Origin of the sequence: Burkholderia cepacia ATCC 25416, assembly GCF_001411495.1 — a bacterium.
Classification (GTDB): Bacteria; Pseudomonadota; Gammaproteobacteria; order Burkholderiales; family Burkholderiaceae; genus Burkholderia; species Burkholderia cepacia.
On the sequence record NZ_CP012981.1, the window covers coordinates 2,176,737 to 2,195,510 of the forward strand.

The 18,774-nt window shown below is 68.8% G+C and carries 15 protein-coding genes; 7 read left to right on the forward strand and 8 right to left on the reverse strand.

All coding sequences use genetic code 11. From position 1 onward, the window contains the following. The first annotated feature begins 106 nt into the window (after positions 1-106). Both APZ15_RS09930 and APZ15_RS09935 read left to right on the forward strand, forming a co-directional pair. On the forward strand, positions 107-1,537 hold the full coding sequence (locus tag APZ15_RS09930; protein ID WP_027787921.1) for a purine-cytosine permease family protein: 1,431 nt from the start codon (positions 107-109) through the stop codon (positions 1,535-1,537). Positions 1,538-1,697: 160 nt separating this feature from the next. After that, positions 1,698-2,768, forward strand: a complete 1,071-nt coding sequence (locus APZ15_RS09935) for a porin (protein WP_027787920.1) — start codon at positions 1,698-1,700, stop codon at positions 2,766-2,768. Positions 2,769-2,826: 58 nt separating this feature from the next. Here the strand turns inward: APZ15_RS09935 and APZ15_RS09940 are convergent, their stop codons facing one another. Continuing rightward, positions 2,827-3,783: a LysR family transcriptional regulator gene (locus APZ15_RS09940; RefSeq protein ID WP_027787919.1), complete on the reverse strand. Its 957-nt coding sequence runs from the start codon at positions 3,781-3,783 to the stop codon at positions 2,827-2,829. 188 nt (positions 3,784-3,971) lie between these two features. Between APZ15_RS09940 and APZ15_RS09945 the strand changes: the two genes are divergently transcribed. The 4 genes from APZ15_RS09945 to APZ15_RS09960 all read left to right on the forward strand — a co-directional run bounded on the left by APZ15_RS09945 (position 3,972) and on the right by APZ15_RS09960 (position 8,053). Then, a complete protein-coding gene (locus tag APZ15_RS09945) occupies positions 3,972-5,282 on the forward strand; it encodes an MFS transporter (RefSeq protein ID WP_027787918.1) in 1,311 nt (436 codons plus the stop codon). Between the two features lie 31 nt (positions 5,283-5,313). After that, complete coding sequence (locus tag APZ15_RS09950) at positions 5,314-6,585, forward strand: Zn-dependent hydrolase (protein ID WP_027787917.1); 1,272 nt, start codon at positions 5,314-5,316, stop codon at positions 6,583-6,585. A gap of 49 nt (positions 6,586-6,634) precedes the next feature. Beyond that, a complete protein-coding gene (locus tag APZ15_RS09955) occupies positions 6,635-7,657 on the forward strand; it encodes a histone deacetylase family protein (RefSeq protein ID WP_027787916.1) in 1,023 nt (340 codons plus the stop codon). Positions 7,658-7,762: 105 nt separating this feature from the next. Beyond that, positions 7,763-8,053 (forward strand): hypothetical protein, encoded by a 291-nt coding sequence (locus APZ15_RS09960; RefSeq protein ID WP_027787915.1) that lies wholly within the window; start codon positions 7,763-7,765, stop codon positions 8,051-8,053. Positions 8,054-8,085: 32 nt separating this feature from the next. Here the strand turns inward: APZ15_RS09960 and APZ15_RS09965 are convergent, their stop codons facing one another. The 6 genes from APZ15_RS09965 to APZ15_RS09990 all read right to left on the reverse strand — a co-directional run bounded on the left by APZ15_RS09965 (position 8,086) and on the right by APZ15_RS09990 (position 16,110). Then, on the reverse strand, positions 8,086-9,048 hold the full coding sequence (locus APZ15_RS09965; RefSeq protein ID WP_027787914.1) for a Csu type fimbrial protein: 963 nt from the start codon (positions 9,046-9,048) through the stop codon (positions 8,086-8,088). Further along, positions 9,045-11,342: a fimbria/pilus outer membrane usher protein gene (locus tag APZ15_RS09970; RefSeq protein WP_226128641.1), complete on the reverse strand. Its 2,298-nt coding sequence runs from the start codon at positions 11,340-11,342 to the stop codon at positions 9,045-9,047. Before APZ15_RS09970 ends, APZ15_RS09965 begins: the two co-directional genes overlap by 4 nt. Positions 11,343-11,436: 94 nt before the next feature. Further along, entirely contained in the window at positions 11,437-12,156 is a 720-nt protein-coding gene (locus tag APZ15_RS09975) for a fimbrial biogenesis chaperone (protein WP_027787912.1), read from the reverse strand. Positions 12,157-12,171: 15 nt separating this feature from the next. Further along, a complete protein-coding gene (locus APZ15_RS09980; protein ID WP_027787911.1) occupies positions 12,172-12,669 on the reverse strand; it encodes a Csu type fimbrial protein in 498 nt (165 codons plus the stop codon). Between the two features lie 584 nt (positions 12,670-13,253). Continuing rightward, positions 13,254-14,459 (reverse strand): MFS transporter, encoded by a 1,206-nt coding sequence (locus APZ15_RS09985; protein WP_027787910.1) that lies wholly within the window; start codon positions 14,457-14,459, stop codon positions 13,254-13,256. Positions 14,460-15,198: 739 nt separating this feature from the next. Then, positions 15,199-16,110: a LysR family transcriptional regulator gene (locus tag APZ15_RS09990; protein WP_027787909.1), complete on the reverse strand. Its 912-nt coding sequence runs from the start codon at positions 16,108-16,110 to the stop codon at positions 15,199-15,201. 179 nt (positions 16,111-16,289) lie between these two features. On the opposite strand from APZ15_RS09990, the gene APZ15_RS09995 reads away from it, so the two are divergent. After that, positions 16,290-17,210, forward strand: coding sequence for a pyridoxal-phosphate dependent enzyme (locus tag APZ15_RS09995; protein WP_027787908.1), 921 nt, complete (start codon positions 16,290-16,292; stop codon positions 17,208-17,210). A 199-nt stretch (positions 17,211-17,409) separates the two neighbouring features. On the opposite strand, the gene APZ15_RS10000 is transcribed toward APZ15_RS09995, so the two are convergent. Next, a complete protein-coding gene (locus APZ15_RS10000; RefSeq protein ID WP_027787907.1) occupies positions 17,410-18,693 on the reverse strand; it encodes a DUF2242 domain-containing protein in 1,284 nt (427 codons plus the stop codon). Positions 18,694-18,774: the final 81 nt, after the last annotated feature.

Below are 18,774 nucleotides of genomic sequence, written 5' to 3' on the forward strand. Positions count from 1 at the left end.
TGCCGGCGATCCACGGCGCCCCGCACCCGCAGAGCCGAAAGGGCGGCTCGCAGCTTCCCGTCTTGTTCGAACCATTTGTGATCCTGAGTATTTTGGAGATTTGCCCGTGTCTACGAATCCCAGTGGAAAAGCCGGCGGCCTGATCGAAGTCCGATCGATCGACTTCATTCCCGACGCCGAGCGCCACGGCGGCCTGCTGAGCCAGTTCACCCTGTGGCTGTCGGCCAACCTGCAGATCACGGCCATCGTCACGGGCGCGCTCGCCGTCGTGCTCGGCGGCGACGTGTTCTGGTCGCTGGTCGCGCTGCTGCTCGGCCAGTTCGTCGGCGGCGCGGTGATGGCGCTGCACGGCGCGCAGGGGCCGCAGCTCGGGTTGCCGCAGATGATCTCGAGCCGCGTGCAGTTCGGCGTCTATGGCGCGATGATCCCGATCGTGCTCGTGTGCCTGATGTACATCGGCTTTTCCGCCAGCGGTTCGGTACTGGCCGGGCAGGCTGTCGCGCAGCTGCTGCACGTCGACGACGCGGCCGGCATCCTGCTGTTCGCGGCCGTGATCGTCGTGCTGACCGTGTTCGGTTATCGCGCGATCCATGCCGTCGGCCGGGTCGCGAGCGTGATCGGCATCGCCGCGTTCGTCTACATGTTCACGCAGCTGTTCGCGAACCACGACATCGGCGCGCTGCTCGCGAACCGGCATTTCTCGCTCGCGAGCTTCCTGCTCTCGATGTCGCTGTCCGCGTCGTGGCAGATCGCGTTCGGTCCGTACGTCGCCGACTACTCGCGTTACCTGCCGCGCTCGACGTCGTCGGTCGCGACGTTTCTCGCGGTCGGCCTGGGCTCGGTGATCGGCGCGCAGGCGGCGATGGTGTTCGGCGTGTTCGCGGCCGCACTGGCCGGCAGCCAGTTCGCGCACCATGAGGTGGCGTATATCGTCGGCCTCGGCTCGACCGGCGCCGTGGCCGCACTGCTGTACTTCAGCATCGCGTTCGGCAAGGTGACGGTGACGGCGCTCAACGCATACGGCAGCTTCATGTCGATGGCGACGATCGTCAGCGGCTTCCGCGGCAAGGGCGCCGTGTCGTCGAAGAGCCGCCTCGTCTACATCTTCGGGATGATCTGCGTCTCCACGCTCATCGCGCTCGCGGGCCGCCATTCGTTCCTGAAGGAATTCACCGCGTTCATCCTGTTCCTGCTCGCGTTCTTCACGCCGTGGAGCGCGATCAACCTGGTCGACTACTACTGCTTCACGCGCTCGCGCTACGACGTGCCGGCGCTGTCCGATCCGGACGGCCGCTACGGCCGCTGGAACGTGATGGCGATCACGATCTACGTGGTCGGCATCCTCGTGCAGTTGCCGTTCATGTCGACGCACATCTACACGGGCCCGCTCGTCGACGCGCTCGGCGGCACCGATATCTCGTGGATCCTCGGCCTGATCGTGCCGGCCGTGCTGTATTACGTGGGCGCGCGTGCGTCGCGCCGCAGCATTCCCGAACGCCTGATCCTGCCGCTCGAACGCGGCGAAGTTCACCACTGACGACACGTCACGCGCATCGGGCCGGCCGGCTGCCGGCCTGAATGCCGCGCGAGCCGGGCGCTGCCTGCGCCGGGTTCTTCCTCACGTTTCCCTTTCGACGATGCCGGTGCGGCGCGGCTGCCGCGCGCGGTGTCGTTTCATTCTCAGGCTGTTGAATAGTATGACTAAGAAAATGAAGTCCCGCGGCAGCGACTCCCGGGCGTGGATGGTGCACGCCGGTCTTCGCGTGACGGTGGCGGCGGCGTGCGCCGCCGGATCGGGCGCGGCGCTCGCGCAGGACGGCGTCACGCTGTACGGCGTGATCGACGAGTTCGCGCAGTACGTGAACACGGGCAACGGCTATACGGCGGCGATCGGTTCGGGCGGGCAGTGGGGCAGCCGGTTCGGGCTGAAGGGCAGCGAGGATATCGGCGGCGGGCAGAAGATCGAGTTCGCGCTGGAGAACGGCTTCAACCCGAACGACGGCTCGCTGGCGAGTTCGGGCAGCCTGTTCAACCGGCAGGCGTGGGTCGGGATCGCGGGGCAGTGGGGCAAGGTGCGCGCGGGCCGCCAGAATTCGCCGCTGTTCAACGACCAGGGCGGGCAGGATGCGTTCGGCGGTGTCACGCAGGCGTCCGGCATGGACAACCTGACCGTGTTCGCGTTCCGCACCAGCAATACGCTGTCGTACCAGAGCCCGGAGATCGCCGGTTTCCAGGGCGGGCTGTACTTCGGGTTCGGCGATGCGGGCGGCGTGCGCTCGGCGGGCGCCAGCCAGCAGTTCGACCTGACTTACGAACACGGGCCGTTCGGTGCGTTCGTCGCCGGCCAGTGGCTGAAGAACGCGACGGCGACCACGACCGATCGTACGATCATGGCCGGTGTGTCGTACGAGATCGGCAAGGCGACCGTGTACGGCGGTTTTTCCGCGGTGAAGTGGGCCGATCTCGGCATCGATTCGCGCGTGTACGGGCTGTCGGTCAAATACCAGTTCAATCCGGCGAACTACGTGGCGCTCGGCTACGCATATCTGCACGACCAGTCGTCGCAAGGCAACAATGCGGACCAGCTCGGGCTGATGTACGAGTACGACCTGTCGAAGCGCACGAGCTTCTACGGCGCGCTGTCGTACCTGCGCAACCGCAACCAGGCCGGCTACACGCTCGCCGGTGCGGCGAACCCCGGCCTGCCGCTCGCGTATCCGGGCGCGAATGCGCGCGGCGTGCAGCTCGGCATCGTGCATCGCTTCTGACGTTGCCGACGCGCCGGGCCGTGTGCGCCCGGCGCTTTCCTCCGGCGCGCTCGCGCCGTTACTTCCCGAGCCGCTCCGCCAGCGAATGGCGCTGCATGCAGCGCTCCATCGCGTCGAGAAACGCGTGCTCGGCCGCGTTCATCTTGCGATCGCGATGCCACAGCAGGAACACGTCGACGTCGACGAGCCCTTCGTCGGGCGGCAGCCGCCACAGCCGCTGCTGGGCGATGTCGTCGCGCACGATGTGTTCGGGCAGGCAGCCGATCCCGTAACCCGCGAAGATCAGCCGCCGCACTTCCTCGAGGCTCGGCGACGATGCGACGATGCGCCCCGTGAAGCCCTTCTGGTCGCGAAACACGGTGAGCGGCGACAGGCTGTCGCCGATCTGGTCGCTCGTGAACGACACGAAATTCTCGGCGAGCAGATCGTCCATGCGCAGTTGCGTCTGCCCGAACAGCCGGTGATGGCGGCCGCAGTAGATCGCATAGCGCTGGCGCAGGAAGCAGCGCATCTCCAGCTTGTCGTGCGGCGTGCGGCACAGGCCGAGCCCGGCCGTGGCGGTTTTCTGCAGCAGCGAAGACAGGATGTCCGACGAGCGCATCACCTCGATCTGCAGGTCGATGCGCGGATATGCGCGATGGAATTCCGCGAGGAATTCGTCGTAGACGGGCGACTCGATGCGGCTCACCGTCAGCAGCCGGATCGAGCCGGTCAGGTCGGCCGTGCTGTCGTCGATTTCGGTTTCGAGGCGCGAGATGCCGCCGTAGATGTCGCTCGCGATCCGGTACACGGCTTCGCCCGCAGGCGTCGTCGCGAAGTGCGTGCCGCGCCGCTCGATCAGCTTGCGTTCGAGCGTGTCCTCGAGCCGCCGCAATGCCTGGCTCACGGCCGGCTGCGTCACGTGCAGGCGCGCGGCCGCGCGGCTCACGCTGCGCTCCTGCACGATGACGAGGTAGGTGCGCAACAGGTTCCAGTCGAGACGGTCGTTCAGGAACGGGGCGAGGTCGGGGCGCATCGGGTCTCCGGGCGAGGCGTCGGGTGGATATTAGTTGAATTTATACGGCGAATAATAACTTGAAATTTGACTAATGATTTGCGGTCGCCGATAAAGGAGGTGCGCCGCAGCGTGCGGCGCAAGGCCGCGACAGACGGCCGTCCACGATATTGCGCGTCGCGCCGCAGCGGCGCGCGTCAGGAGCCCGCATGACCCAGTCTCTTCCTTCCGCCCGCCAGCCGGGACGCGCCGCGACGGCCGCGTTCATCGGCACGATGATCGAGTGGTACGACTTCTACATCTACGCGACCGCCGCCGCGCTCGTGTTCGGCGAACTCTATTTCCCGTCGCATGACCGCTTCGTCAGCACGATGGCGTCGTTCGCGACGTTCGCGGTCGGCTTCTTCGCGCGGCCGCTCGGCGGCGTGATCTTCGGGCACCTCGGCGATCGCATCGGCCGCAAGAAGGCGCTGATGACGACGCTGATGATGATGGGCGTCGCGACCGTCTGCGTCGGGCTGCTGCCCGATTATTCGACGGTCGGCCTGCTCGCGCCGGTGCTGCTCGTTGCGCTGCGCGTGGTGCAGGGGATCGCGGTCGGCGGCGAATGGGGCGGCGCGGTGCTGATGGCGGGCGAGCATGCGCCGCAGGGGCGCCGCACGTTCTTCGCGTCGTTCGCGCAGCTCGGCAGCCCGGCCGGGCTGATCCTGTCGCTGATCGCGTTCCGCGCGGTCACGTCGATGGACAAGGCGGACTTCCTCGCGTGGGGCTGGCGCCTGCCGTTTCTCGCGAGTTCGGTGCTGCTCGTGGTCGGCATCCTGATCCGGCTCGGCGTGAACGAGTCGCCGGAATTCGCGCGCGTGAAGGAAACCAACCGCACGGTGAAGCTGCCGGTTGCGGAAGTGTTCCGCTCGGCGTCGGGGCTCGTGTTCCTCTGCATCGGCGCGAACACGATCGGCATCGCGGGCGTCTATTTCACGAACACGTTCATGATCGCGTACACGACGCAGTACGTCGGCGTCTCGCGATCGCTGATCCTCGACAGCCTGTTCGCGGTCGCGATCATCCAGTTCTTCGCGCAACCGGTCGCCGCGTGGATCGCCGAGCGCATCGGCGGCGCGCGCTTCCTGAAACTCGCGGCGCTGCTCGCGATGCTGTCGCCGTATCCGATGTTCATGCTCGTGCAGGGCGGCACGTCCGCGTCGCTGATTGCCGGCATCGCGCTCGCCGTGGTGTGCATGGCCGGCTTCTATTCGGTGATCGCGGGTTTCGTGAGCGACGTGTTTCCCGCGCACGTGCGCTATTCGGCGATCTCGCTGGCTTACCAGATCTGCGGCGCGATCGCGGGCGGGCTGACGCCGCTCGTCGGCACGTGGCTCGCGCATCGCTTCACGGGCCAGTGGTGGCCGCTCGCGGTGTTCTACACGTGCCTGGCCGGCATCTCGCTGCTCTCCATCGTCGCGATCGACGCACGCCGCGCAGCGCGGCCGGCCGCCGCCGAAGCGCTCGGCTCGCAGTGAACCTCAACGAACGAATTCATCCGGAGTGCACATGAAAGACCTGCTGGAAATCGACGGCGCCCGCTTGTGGCAGAGCCTGGCGGACATGGCGAGCGTCGGTGCGACGCCTCGCGGCGGCGTGCGGCGCCTGGCGCTCACCGACGACGATCGTCGCGGGCGCGACCTGTTCGCGCAGTGGTGCCGCGACGCGGGGATGACGGTGAGCGTCGACGCGGTCGGCAACCTGTTCGCGCGGCGCGACGGCGTCGATGCGCAGGCCGCGCCGGTGCTGATCGGCAGTCATCTCGACACGCAGCCCGAAGGCGGCCGGTTCGACGGCGTTTATGGCGTGCTCGCCGCGCTCGAGCTCGTGCGCACGCTGAACGACGCAGGCATCGCGACCGGCAAGCCGCTGAAAATCGTGTCGTGGACCAACGAGGAGGGCGCGCGTTTCGCGCCGGCGATGCTCGGCTCGGCCGTGTTCACGGGCGCGTTGCCGCTCGACGATGCGCTCGCGAAGCGGGACGCCGACGGCATCACGCTCGGCGCGGCACTGGACGCCTGCGGTTATCGCGGCGCGCGCGCGACGGGCGGCGCGGTCGATGCGTACTTCGAGGCGCATATCGAACAGGGCCCGGTGCTGGAGGCCAACGGTACGACGATCGGTATCGTCACGGGCGGGCAGGCGATCCGCTGGCTCGACGTGACGGTGACGGGCGTGGCCGCGCATGCGGGCACGACACCGATGCCGTATCGCAAGGACGCGTATTTCGCGAGCGCGCAGATGGCGCTCGAACTCGAACGGATCGTCGCCGGTCATGCACCGCGCGGGCTCGCGACGATCGGGCAGGTCGGCATCCGCAACGCGTCGCGCAACACCATTGCCGGCGACGTGACGTTCACGGTCGACCTCCGTCATCACGACGATGCGCAAGTCGACGCGATGGAGCGCGAACTGCGCGATGCCTGCGCACGTGTCGCCGCGGCGCGCGGCGTGCAGGTCGCGATCGACACCTGCTGGCGCAGCCCGGCGACGCCGTTCGATCGCGACTGCGTCGAACTGGTCGCGCAGGCGGCTGCCGCGTTCGGCTATACGAACGAGCGGATCGTCAGCGGCGCCGGGCACGACGCGATCCTGCTCGCGCGCCGCGTTCCGACCGCGATGGTGTTCATCCCGTGCGTCGACGGCCTGTCGCACAACGAAGCCGAGGACGCGCTGCCCGCCGACGTGACGCGCGGCACGAACGTGCTCCTTCATGCGGTGCTCGCCCGCGCCGGCGTCGCGGCGAGCGTTGCCGTGGCCGCCGCCACGCAGGATGCGTGACAGCGCGAACCGACCGATCGACCGACAGAACAACCGACGAGGGCAAACGATGAACACCTATTTCCATCCCGAGCAGCTGCTGCACCATCCGCGCAGCTACCTGTCGCGCGGCCGGATGCGCGAGCCGCAGGAAGTGCCCGAGCGCGCGGCGCGGCTCGTCGCGGCCGTCCGGTCGCTCGACATCGACGTGCGCGAGCCGGCCGACCGCGGCACCGCGCCGATCGCGGCCGTGCACGACATGAACTACCTGCGCTTTCTGGAAGAAGCGCACCGCGACTGGAAGCGGATGCCCGACGACTGGGGCGACGAAGTGATGTCGAACGTGTTCGTGCGGGACCCGAACCCGCTGCGCGGCGTGCTCGCGAAGGCCGCGCGCTATCTCGCCGACGGCAGTTGCCCGGTCGGTGCGAACACGTGGCGCGCCGCGTACTGGTCCGCGCAGAGTGCGCTTGCGGCTGCGGCCGACGTCAACGACGGCGCACGCGACGCGTACGCGCTGTGCCGGCCGCCCGGCCATCACGCGCGCCGCGACGCGGCCGGCGGCTTCTGCTACCTGAACAATGCGGCGATCGCCGCGCAGGCGCTGCTCGGCCGCCATCGCCGGGTCGCGATTCTCGACACCGACATGCATCACGGGCAGGGCGTGCAGGAGATCTTCTACGGCCGCGACGACGTGCTGTACGTGTCGATCCACGGCGACCCGACCAACTTCTACCCGGTCGTCGCGGGTTACGAGGAAGAGACGGGCACGGGGCCCGGCGACGGTTTCAACCTCAACCTGCCGATGCCGCACGGCGCGCCCGAGTCGGCGTTCTTCGAGCGGCTCGACGACGCGCTGCGCGCGCTCGCGCGGTTCCAGCCCGATGCGCTCGTGCTCGCGCTCGGCTTCGATATCTACAAGGACGATCCGCAATCGCAGGTTGCCGTCACGACCGGCGGTTTCGGGCGGCTCGGCGGGGCCATCGGCGCACTCGGGTTGCCGACGGTGATCGTGCAGGAAGGCGGCTATCACCTCGAAAGCCTCGACGCCAACGCGCGTGCGTTCTTCGGCGGGTTCGCCGGCGCGCGCTGACCGGCGCGGCGGGGTTCGACCGCGTGCGCGCGGATTGAGGTTTTCCGCGCGCATGCCGATAATTCGCGCATCTGCCTGGATGGATGCACGAAGGAGGGCCGCACGATGACAGCCGGCCAGATCACACGCGGTGCGATCGCGCTCGCCGTACTGGGCGCAGGGTCGCTCGCGAGCGCGGCGGAGCCGTCGATTCCGCTGCGAGTCAGTCTCGTCATTCCGGAAACCTGCACGATTGACGCCGGCGCGCCGCAGGCCGCTGCCGATGCCGGCATGCCGAGCGTCAGTTGCATGCACGGCACGCCGTTCGTGCTCAGCCACGCGGCGCTGCCCGACGCGCGGTCGGCGCCGCGCAGCATCGGCGCGGGCGCGCCGCCCGCATGGACCGTCACGTTCTGAGCGGCGCGCCCGCCCGTTCACGCCGTTGAACGCTAGAAACTGATCGTCGCGGTGATCGTGTCGCTGTAGCTGCCGGGCGCTGGCGTGGCCTGCGCCGGCACCGCGCCGTATACGGTCACGACCTGCGACGTGCCCGTGCCGACACCCGTGACCGTCGCGCTGCCGCCCGTGCCGTCGCCCCATCCGATCGAGTGCGCGGCGTCCGTATACAGTCCGTAATCGATCGTCCCGCCACCACCGCTGCGCTTCATCTGGCGCGCCGTCACGTCGCCGCTGCCGCCGCTGCTCAGCGCGATTTTCCACGCGTCGCCGTTGGTGCATTGCGCGGTGATCGTCCCCGTTGCCGCGAGCGTGCCCGACAGGATGCTCGCGGTGCCGAAGTTCACGTTGGTCGCGTTGATGTTGCAGTTGTTGATGACGTCCGCCGTCGCGCCGAACGGGAAGGTGCCGCTCGACGTCGTCAGCGATGCGCAGGTCGGCGCGACGAGCAGGTAGAACCCGGTGTTGATCGACGTCGTGTTGCCGCCGAACTGCTGCGAATAGGTCGTGGTGCTGTTGCCGGTCGTCGGCACGGTCGGCTGGTTTCCGGTGATCTGTCCGTACACGGTGACCGTCGCGGACGCGCTCGTGCCGAGCGCGGGTTTGGCGAGCGTGACGGACGCCGGCGTCGTGCCGGAATACACCGAGCCCCACGCGACCGAATGTCCGCCGTCGAGATAGAGGTCGTACTGCATCGCGTTCGTGCCGTTGACGAGGCTGCGCGGGCTCGTGCCGCCGAGGTTCAGGCACACGAGCACGTTCGGCACCAGCGAGACGGTCGACCATGTGCAGGTGACGCTGACGGTGCCGGTCGCGGTGACCGGTGCGTTGGAGATCGGGCTGACCGATCCGAAGCTGACCGTCGACGCCGTGGCCGTGCAGGACTCGGCCCGCGCGTGATGCGGCACGCCGCACCACGCGGCGAACGCGATGACGAGCAGCAGCGCGAGCCTCATGGCGCCGCCCGGCAGGTGAGGGGCCCGATGGTCGGCAGCGTGCCGTTGCCGGGCGCGGTGAACGCGAATTCCGTGATGCAGCGCTGCGTGCCGGAGTCGATCACGAGGTGGTTGTCCTCCTTCAGCCCGTCGATGAACGTGAGCCCGTCGTAGCCGACGATCGTATCCGCGCCGCTTTCGGCGTGATGCACGCGCGCACCGGCCGGCAGCGGGCGGCCCTCGGCGTCGCGCAGGATCACCGACGCCGCGCGATAGCGCGACACGCCGAAGTGCGCGACGACACCCGACTGCGCCTGCGGCACGACCGTCATCGACGTGCGGGCGATCCGCGCATCGGCGGGCAGCTTCATCGAGTCGATCGCGATCTGGTTGTTCTGGTACGCGTTGAGGTCGGGCACGAGCAGGTGCCCCGCGCGGTCGGTCGTGCCGATCACGCGGTTCTCGTGCAGCACCGGAATGCCCGCGACGCCGTCGGTCGACACGAGCGCGAAGCCGTCGTCGATGCGGCGCGACACCTGCAGGCTGCTGTCCATGAACACGAGCGCGCCGCTCACGTCGAGCGACGCGCCGGTCTGGCGGTCGATGTGCTGCGCGGCAGCGATGACTTCGCCCGCGTGGCCGAGATACCGCAGTTGCGCCTGCCGGTAGGGCACCGCGCCCGTGCCACCCGTCTGCACGCCCCAGCCCCAGCCGCCGCCGTAGTCGGGCGGGCGGCTCGCGTCGACGGTGTAGTTCGACTGGCCGCGCTGGCGGCCGACGGTCGTGTTGATCGACGTGTTGCGGCCGAGCCCGATGTTCAGCGACACGAACGCGCCGTTCGCACCCTGCTGCGCGAAGTCGCGGTACGCGCTCACGCTCAGCGACGCGAGATCGCCGAAGCCCAGCGTGTACGACACCGTGCCGATCCGCGTGCTCGGGCCTTGCGGCATCCGGAAGCCGATATAGCTGAGCGACAGGGTCTGGCGGTGCATGAACGGCAGCGCGAGCGTCGCCTGGTCGGTCGCCGCCGGCGCCGTCGCGCCGTCGCGCGAGGCCAGGTCGCCGTAGCGGCCGAACGCGCGGATCGTCTGCGCGTTGATCGAGAAGCGCGGCTCGATCAGCTGGTAGCCCACGCTCACCTGCGTGCCCGGAAAGCGGCCGGCGCTGCCCGCGACCGCGCCGCTCACGACGCCCGCGTAGCCGAGCCGCAGCAGCGCGCCGACGCCGGCGTTGAGCACGCTGCCGGTCGCTTCCGCATGCCCCTCGACGGTCAGCGCGTCGGTGACGCCGCGCCGCATCGACCCGCTGACGGCCGGCCGCGCGTCGTAGTCGAACGACCGCAGCCCGTAGTTGCGGCGCAGGAAGCCGGCTTCGAACGAATAGCTCGACAACCCGGCGGACAGCATGCGCGTATCGACGTAGAGCGGCACGGAGGTCGCGACGGTGCGGCCGAGCGCGTCGCGCGTGATGACGGTCGCCTGGCCGGCACCCCTGATGCCCGGCACGTCATGGATGAGGAACGGGCCGCTCGGCACGTTGCCGGTGTACTGGCGCACGTTGTTGATGTAGAGGTCGACGGCCGACGGGACGGCGGCGGAGCCCGCGAGCGACGGGATCGGGAACGTGACGAGATCGGGGCGCAGCGCGAAGTTGCTGCGCCACTGGAAGCCGCCGATGCGCACCGAGCGCGTCCACGCGAGCGACCCCGAGATCGTGTCACCGATCTGCGTCGTGCTCGGCCGCGCCGGGTCCGAGCGGCTCCATGACGTATCGAAGCGCGTGTAGCGCCGCTGGCCGTTGTAGAAGGTCGCGGCGCCCGTGGTGTCGAACACGCCGCCCGGATCGAAGTAGCGCACGTCGGTGTAGAGCGAGTACTGCCGGTCGCCGATCGTCTGCGCGTACGCCTCGTAGTTGATCGCGACGCCGCGCGACGCGCTGGCCGCCTGCGTGGGCGGCAACGCACGGCTGTCGACCGCGTACGGCCGGCGCAGCGAGTCGGGCATCTGCAGGTCGACGCTCTGGCGTGCCGCGTCGTAGCGGTAGCGCAGGCCGGGAATCGCGTCGAGGTCGACCGTCGCCGCGTCGGCGAGGCCGAGCCGGTCGGTCGCAACGCCGATCGTGCGCAGGTCGGCGCCGCTCGCCGACAGGTGGCCGTCGCGTTCGCGGAAGTGCGCGAGCAGCGTCGTGTTTTCGCCGTTGACGCTGACTTCGAGGATCACGTCGTGCGTGCCGTCGGTCATCACGAGTACCGGGAGTTCGTCAGCGCGCACCGGGCCGAGCGCGAGCAGGCCGCCGGCCACGATGGCCGCGAGCACGGCGCGCGGCGAGCGGCGCGGCGTTCCGCGTCCGTTGGCCGGGGGCGTGCCGGCGCGTGGCGAAGGGGGAGAGGCCGGGCGGCGCACCGGCGGTCTAGCCCGGCGGCTCCACCGCGACGACCGCACTGGCCGGCTGCGAATTGACGGCCGCCCGCACCGTGACCTTGCCGCCGAGCGCGACGCCGGCCGGCAGCGGCACGCTCCACTGGCCGGTTCGGCCCGCCAGCGCGTAGCCGAGCAGCCCGCGCGTGAGCGGGTACGCGCGCCCGTCGCCGGTCACGAGTTCGACCGACGCGAGTTGCGCGCGCCGCGTGCCGCCGTTGTGCACGCGCAGCACCCAGCCGCCGTTGCTGCGCAGGAGCGCCCAGTCGAGCTGCGGCGCGCCGTTGGCGGCCGGCTCGACGAATACCGGAATCGAATAGCGCAGCCGGATCGACACGCCGTTGGCCGGTGCCTCGCCGGGCTGCGGCAACTCGTCGATCAGCAGCCGGTAGGTCTGCTCGGTACCGGCTGGCGTACGCGAAGCGCGCACGACGCGGATCAGCTGCTCGGACTGCTTGCCGACCTCGATCAGCGGCGGGCTGGCGAGCAGATCCTGGGTGGGCGTCAACGCATCCTGGCCATTGGCCTGATCCCAGCGGAACACGCGCACCTGCCCGTACACCGGGCGCTCGCCCGGATTGCGGAGCGTGATGCCGGTGGCCGTGTCGTCGGCGCCGAATTCGATCGTGACGGGGGAAATCTGCAGCGACGCGGCGTGCGCGGCGCCGGCCGCGCACAGCAGCGCGGCGAGCGTTCGACGTAATGCGGACATGGGAAGCAGCGCCGGTCAGAAGTAGGCGGTTGCGGTGATGGTCGTCTGATAAGTGTCCGGCTTCGGCGTGGCTTGCGTGGGCACCTGGCCGTAGACGGTGAAGGACTGTGCGGACCCCGTGCCGGTGCCGGCCACGGTGTCCGTGCCTTGTGTGTTGCCCCAGATCGTCGTCCGTCCGGCGTCCTGGTAGAGCTGGAAGCCGACCGTCGTCGTCGTGTTGCCGGTCGCCGTGCCGGCCATCAGCCGGCTCGCGACGGTCGACCCCGTGACCAGGCCCGCGTCGAGACCGACGTTGTACGGCGTCGTGTTGGTGCAGGTGACGCTCAAGGTCGTCTGCTGGTTGATCGCGGCGGACAGCACGCCGTTCGTGCCGAAGGCCAGCGGATTCGCCGTGATCGCGCAGTTCGGTTGCAGCGTGAGCGTGACGTTGAAGGTGGCGGTCGACGTGCCGTTCGAATAGACGGCGGCGTCTGCGGCGGGTGTCGAAAGGCCGACTGACAGCGCGAGCGACAATGTGGTGGATACGATGGCGACTTTCACGCAGATCCCTCATCGATCGAATTTTCGTTGGATTTATGCCGCGCTTCGCAGGCCACGGTACCGCAAATGCTGATACGAACCCGCAATTCTTTCAATATTAAAATCGGCCCTGTTTCATTTTGTTACATCTGGATTGGGTGTTGAGTAAATAAAGTCGGGAAGCATTGCGATTTGTGATTTAAATATACGAATTGAGTGAAATATTTTCCTGGGATGTAGCAAGCACTTCATGAGTCATGCTGGATTCGGTCGTGACTTTTTGCCTGAATTAGCGGGGATGAATCAGCCTGTACGGAATGGTTGATTAATGAATTCGGCGGAATTCAGAGGGCGAAAAAATGAATCGCTCAAGGGAATTGAATTGATTCCCGCAATTCGCAAGAGAATTTGATTCTTGTTGAGGCGGGATATACGGATATTCCGGATATCCGGACTGGAAAAACGAATGAAGTGGAATTGACGGTTGAAAACGAACGCGGCCGCATCGAGCGGCCGCGAACGTGTGTTGGTGCGGGGTGGTGATCCGGCATTCGTCGCCGGCGGACGGCGTGTCGCGATTACGAATTCGCGGCGGCCGGTGCGCGGCGCTGTTGCGCGATCTGCAGGAAGACGAGCGCGAGGCCGGCCGCGGCGATCAGCCCGCCGACGAGCGGCACGGCCGCATACCCGAAGCCCGCCGAGATCGCCGCGCCGCCGGCGGCCGCGCCGAGTGCGTTGCCGAGGTTGAACGCGCCGATGTTGACCGCCGACGCAAGGCCCGGCGCCTCGTGGGCCGCCCGCATCACGCGCATCTGCAGCGGCGGCACGACCGCGAACGTCGCGATGCCCCACACGAGCAGCGTGACGGCGGCGCCGGCATGCGTGCTGGCGAGTACCGGGAACGCGACCATCGTTGCGATCAGCAGCAGCAGGAATCCGATCAGCGTGCCGTCGAGCGAGCGGTCGGCCAGACGCCCGCCCGCGATGTTGCCGATCGAGAAGCCGACGCCGATCAGCACCAGCATCGCGGTCACGAAGCCGGGCGTGGCGCCGGTCAGGTGCTCGAGCGTCGGTGCGACATACGTGTAGAGCGTGAACATCGCGCCGGCGCCGAGCACGGTCGTCCCGAGCGCGCCGAGCACGACGGGGCGCGTCAGCACCGAGAGTTCGGCGCGCAGGTCGGGCATCTTGCCGGCTTCGCCCTTCGGCAGCGCGGCGAACAGCCCCGCGATCGCGACCAGGCCGAGGCCCGCGGTCGCCGCGAACGACATGCGCCAGCCGATGATCTGGCCGAGCCAGGTCGCGGCCGGCACGCCGCCGACGTTCGCGATCGTGAGACCCATGAACATCGTCGCGACCGCGCTGGCCTGCTTTTCGCGCGGCACGAGGCTGGCCGCGACCACCGAGCCGAGCCCGAAGAAGGCGCCGTGGTTGAGGCTCGTCACGAGGCGGGCGAGCAGCAGCGTCGTGTAGCCGGGCGCGAGCGCCGACAGCAGGTTGCCGATCGTGAAGATCGACATCAGCGCGATCAGCGCCGAGCGGCGCGACCAGCGCGCGAGCAGCAGCGTCATCAGCGGCGCGCCGACCATCACGCCGATCGCGTAAGCACTGATCAGCATGCCGGCTTGCGGAATCGACACGTGCACGCCTTCGGCGATCACCGGCAGCAGGCCCATCGGCGAGAACTCGGTCGTACCGATGCCGAATGCACCGGCGGCGAGCGCCAGCAGCGGCAGCGCGGCGCCGCCGCCCGGGCGGGAAGGAGAGGAAGTCGTGGGGTTCACGCGATGTGCTCCTGTAATCGAGAAACAACGGCACGAGGCCATTGAGGACAGTGCGAAGTGTGCCTGCTTCACTTTTGCGGAAAAAGCCGTATCCGGACGAAATTATCTTGATTTCATTTCAACAATGCAGCGTACAGCGAAACCGGCAGACGGCGCGGGTGAACGAGCGGAGGGCTTTTGTGAAGGCTGGTTGTAAAGATGGGCGGGTGACGCTCGACCGGGAGAGCGCAATTCATGGGCGGTCCGACGCGGACGGATGTCCGTTTCGCCCTTTTTCGCCCGGTGGCCCGGAAGCCGTCCGCCGCCCGTCCGGCGGCGCGGATCCGGCGGGCCGGCGAGGTGGCGGTCATCGCCCGGCGCGAGCGTCGCGTCACCGCCGGAAACCCTTTTCAGACAAGGCGCGCAGGTAAAAAAAGCCCCGGCCACAGGGGGACCGTGACCGGGGCAGAAACGCATCCTCTCTTTGGCACGAGGGTTGGATGCGCGCGAAGTATATTTCGACGCATGACAATTCGAACCGGCGTTAAACGGCTGTTTTGGGTGTCAATTTAAAAACACCGGCGCTGCGGCGCCTTCCGTTGGCGTTTTGAAAGATGTTTAGCGGAAGCGATGCTGGTGATTAGTACGTGAGGCCAGTCGAACCGGCGTTTTGACGAAGGGGTATCCGGTCGTGGATCGACGGGGCGAATTCGGCCGCCCGATCGTGTGCCGGGCGCGTCTTCGGTCGAACTGCGTCCGGTCAGTTCGCTTCGCCGGCCGCATCGCGCACGGCCGCCAGAAACCGCGCGACGACGGGCGACGGCGGCACGGCGGCGCCGTCGAACACGAACTCGATGTCGAAGCGGCTCGCGAGTTCGTCGAGCGCGACGAGCCGGACCGTGTGCGGGCAGGTCGGCGACGCGCTTTCCGGCACGAACGCACAGCCCATTCCGGCCGCGACGAGGCCGATCAGCGTCGGGATGTCGCTGCCGACCTGCGCGATGCGCGGCGTGAAGCCAGCCTGCCGGCACTGCGCCATCAGGAACCGGTGATGCGCGGCGGAGCGCTGCGCGTCGAACCACACGAAGGGCTCGTTCGCGATGTCGGCCAGCGTGCGCGGCGCGGTGAAGTGTCCGCCAGGCGGCGCGGGCATCGCGAGCACGAAGCGGTCGCTCAGCAATCGGACGCCGGACAGGTGCGGCGCCTCGTCGCGACGCCACGCCATGATGCCGCCGTCGAGCTGGCCGCGCACCAGCGCGTTCGCCTGTTCGGCCGACAGCATCGGCGCGATCGACAGCTTGACGTCCGGGCAGGCATCGCGAAACGCCCTGAGGACGTTCGCGACGACAGGCAACGGCAGGCAGTTCGGCAACGCGCCGAGCCGGAGTTCGCCCAGCTGGCCGGCCGCGCTGCGCAGCGCGCGCTCACGGCTGTCCTGCAATGTCGCGAGCAGGCCGGTTGCGTCCTGCAGGAAGCTCGTGCCGGCCGCCGTGAGCGTGACGCCCGTTGCGCGGCGGACCAGCAGCGGCGTGCCGATCGCGTCCTCGAGTTCGCGGATCTGTCGCGACAGCGCGGGCTGGACGATGCCGGCCGCACGGGCGCCCGCCATCACGCTGCCGGCTTGTGCGACGGCGACGAAGTAGCGCAGGTGACGCAATTCGATCTGGCGCATGCGGTATCCGTTCCGGTTCGTTGATATACCCGTGAAGCATAGCAAGTGCCATGCAATGGTATTGGAAAGCATGGAGAGCCTGCCGTACGATAGCCGTCATCGCCGCTCGCCCTCGCGGGTCGCGTGCGCTTCTTCCGTGCGTTTCTTCCGTTCGCTCCGTTCCCATTGGTTCCGTCCCCATGCCGCTTCATATCCCGACTCCCTATATCCGCTCGCAAATCGCGTCCCGCCGGCTCGGCAGGACCATCCGGCTGAAGCTCGATGCGCTGCAGCCGTCGGGCTCGTTCAAGCTGCGCGGCATCGGTGCCGTCTGCGAAGCGCGGCACGCGGCCGGCGCGCGGCGGTTCGTGTCGTCGTCGGGCGGCAACGCGGGCATCGCGGTTGCCTATTGCGGCCGCGAACTCGGCGTGCCGGTACGCGTCGTCGTGCCGGAAAGCGCATCGGCCCGCGCCCGCGAGCTGATCCGTGTCGAGGGCGCGGAGCTGATCGTGCACGGCCCGAGCTGGGCCGAGGCGAACGCGTTCGCGCAGTCGGCGCTCGGCGAGCACGATGCGTTCGTGCACCCGTTCGACGACCGCGCGCTGTGGCAGGGCCACGCGACGATGATCGACGAGATGGCGGCGGCCGGCCCGAAGCCCGACGCGGTCGTGCTCGCGGTCGGTGGCGGCGGGCTGCTGTGCGGTGTGCTCGAAGGGCTGGCGCGCAACGCCTGGCACGACGTGCCGGTGGTCGCGGCCGAAACGGAAGGCGCCGACTGCTACGCGCGCTCGCTCGCGCAGGGGCGCCCGGCCGAATTGCCGGCGATCACGAGCATCGCGACGTCGCTTGGCGCGAAGCGGCCGTGCGACGCGGCGGTCGAATGGGCGACGCGGCACGAGATTCATCCGGTCGTCGTGTCCGACGCCGACGCGGTGGCCGCGTCGCTGCGCTTCGTCGACGAGCACCGGATCGTCGTCGAGCCCGCCTGCGGTGCCGCGCTGGCTGCGCTCGAGCGGCCAGTGCCCGTGCTCGCGTCGGCGACGGATATCGCCGTGATCGTCTGCGGCGGCGTGACGGCGACCGTCGAGCAGTTGCAGACGCTGCGCGCGACGTTGCGGTAGGCGGGGCGGCCGTCGATCGGGGCGAACGCGGCGAATGCGTGCATTGGCCGCGTATTCCCGCTGCGAAGCGTCGGCGCAATGCCGGCTACGCAACGGACAGGCAGCCGGCAGCGCGGAAATTCATGTGAGGAACGACGGGAAGGGTGCGTATCGTCGCGCTGCGCCGGTTACGGCCGGGCGCGGCGATACGGGTGACCGATCAGTTTGCGGCCGGTGCGCTCGCGCCGGACGGTGCGGACGAGGCGACAGGATTGGCCGCGGCAGGCGCGGGTGCCGAGCTCGAGGGCGCCGATGCCGGTACGGGGGCAGATGCGGTGGGCACGTGCGCAGGTGCGGCCGGTGCCGGTGTCGGTGTCGCAGCGGCGGTTGGGGAAGCGGCGGGCGCCGATGCCGCTGCGGCGGGTGTCGATGCCGGACTGGAAGCGGGAACAGGCGCGGAAGCCTGCACGGGCGCTGATGCCGGTGTGGATGCCGCTCCGGACGCCGTTGCAGGTGCCATTGCCGGTGCGGGCGTCGACGCGGTGGCAGGAGCCGGTGCTGCACCCGCACCCGCACCCGCACCCGCACCCGCACCCGCACCCGCACCCGCACCCGCACCCGCACCCGCACCCGCACCCGCACCCGAACCCGAACCCGAACCCGAACCCGAACCCGAACCCGAACCCGAACCCGAACCCGAACCCGAACCCGAACCCGACGCGGCCACCGGCGCGGCAGCACGCATTGCCGCCGGCGCGACCACGGCCGACGCCGCGGCCGGCACCGCGTGCGCGCCCGATTCGGGCGCGACGGCCGGCAGCGAAAGCGGCACCGGCGCCGCAGGCGGCGTCGGCACGGCCGGGGTCGTCATCTTCATCGGCTCGCCCTGCGGCGTCGGCGCGGGTTCGGGCAGCGGTGTGACGGGTTCCTTCTCGGCGGCCTTGACGGTCGCGCGGTCGCGGCGGGCCGGGTCGATCTTCAGGAAATGCTCGACGAGATTGAAGAAGCGCTCATAGAACACGCCGGCGGGAATCGTCTCGCTGGCGGTCTTGACGAGCGCGTCGTCGCTCGACCCGATCGGCAGCGACAGCGAGCCGAACACGCTGAGCCCGACGCTGGCCGACGTATTCGACTTCTTCAGCGTGTAACGATCCTGCACCGCGTTGACGTACGCGATGCTCGACGAGCCGTCCGCGTTCGCGTCCGCGCACACGACGTGAAACTCGATCACGACGTGCATGTCGTTGTTCGGCTGGAAATTCTTGCTGCCGTCGACCGCATCGTTGCGCGACGACGACACCACATAACCCTGGCTCAGCAGCGCGCGCCGCGCGGCCTCGCAGGCCGCGTCGGATTTCGAATGGAACGTATGCGCATACGGGCTGCTCGTCGCGTCGAACTGTTCCTGCTGGTAGATCGGCTTGGGCGGCGACGAGCACGCCGCCAGCACGGTCGCGGCCGCGAGCGCGCACGAAACGGAAAACAGGCGAAATCGGTTGTGCATGGCGTCTTTCAGAAGGCTTGGCGAGAGGCCGCGCAACGGCGGTGCCTGGATGAAGCGCGCGGCAATCTCGTAAGGCCGGGG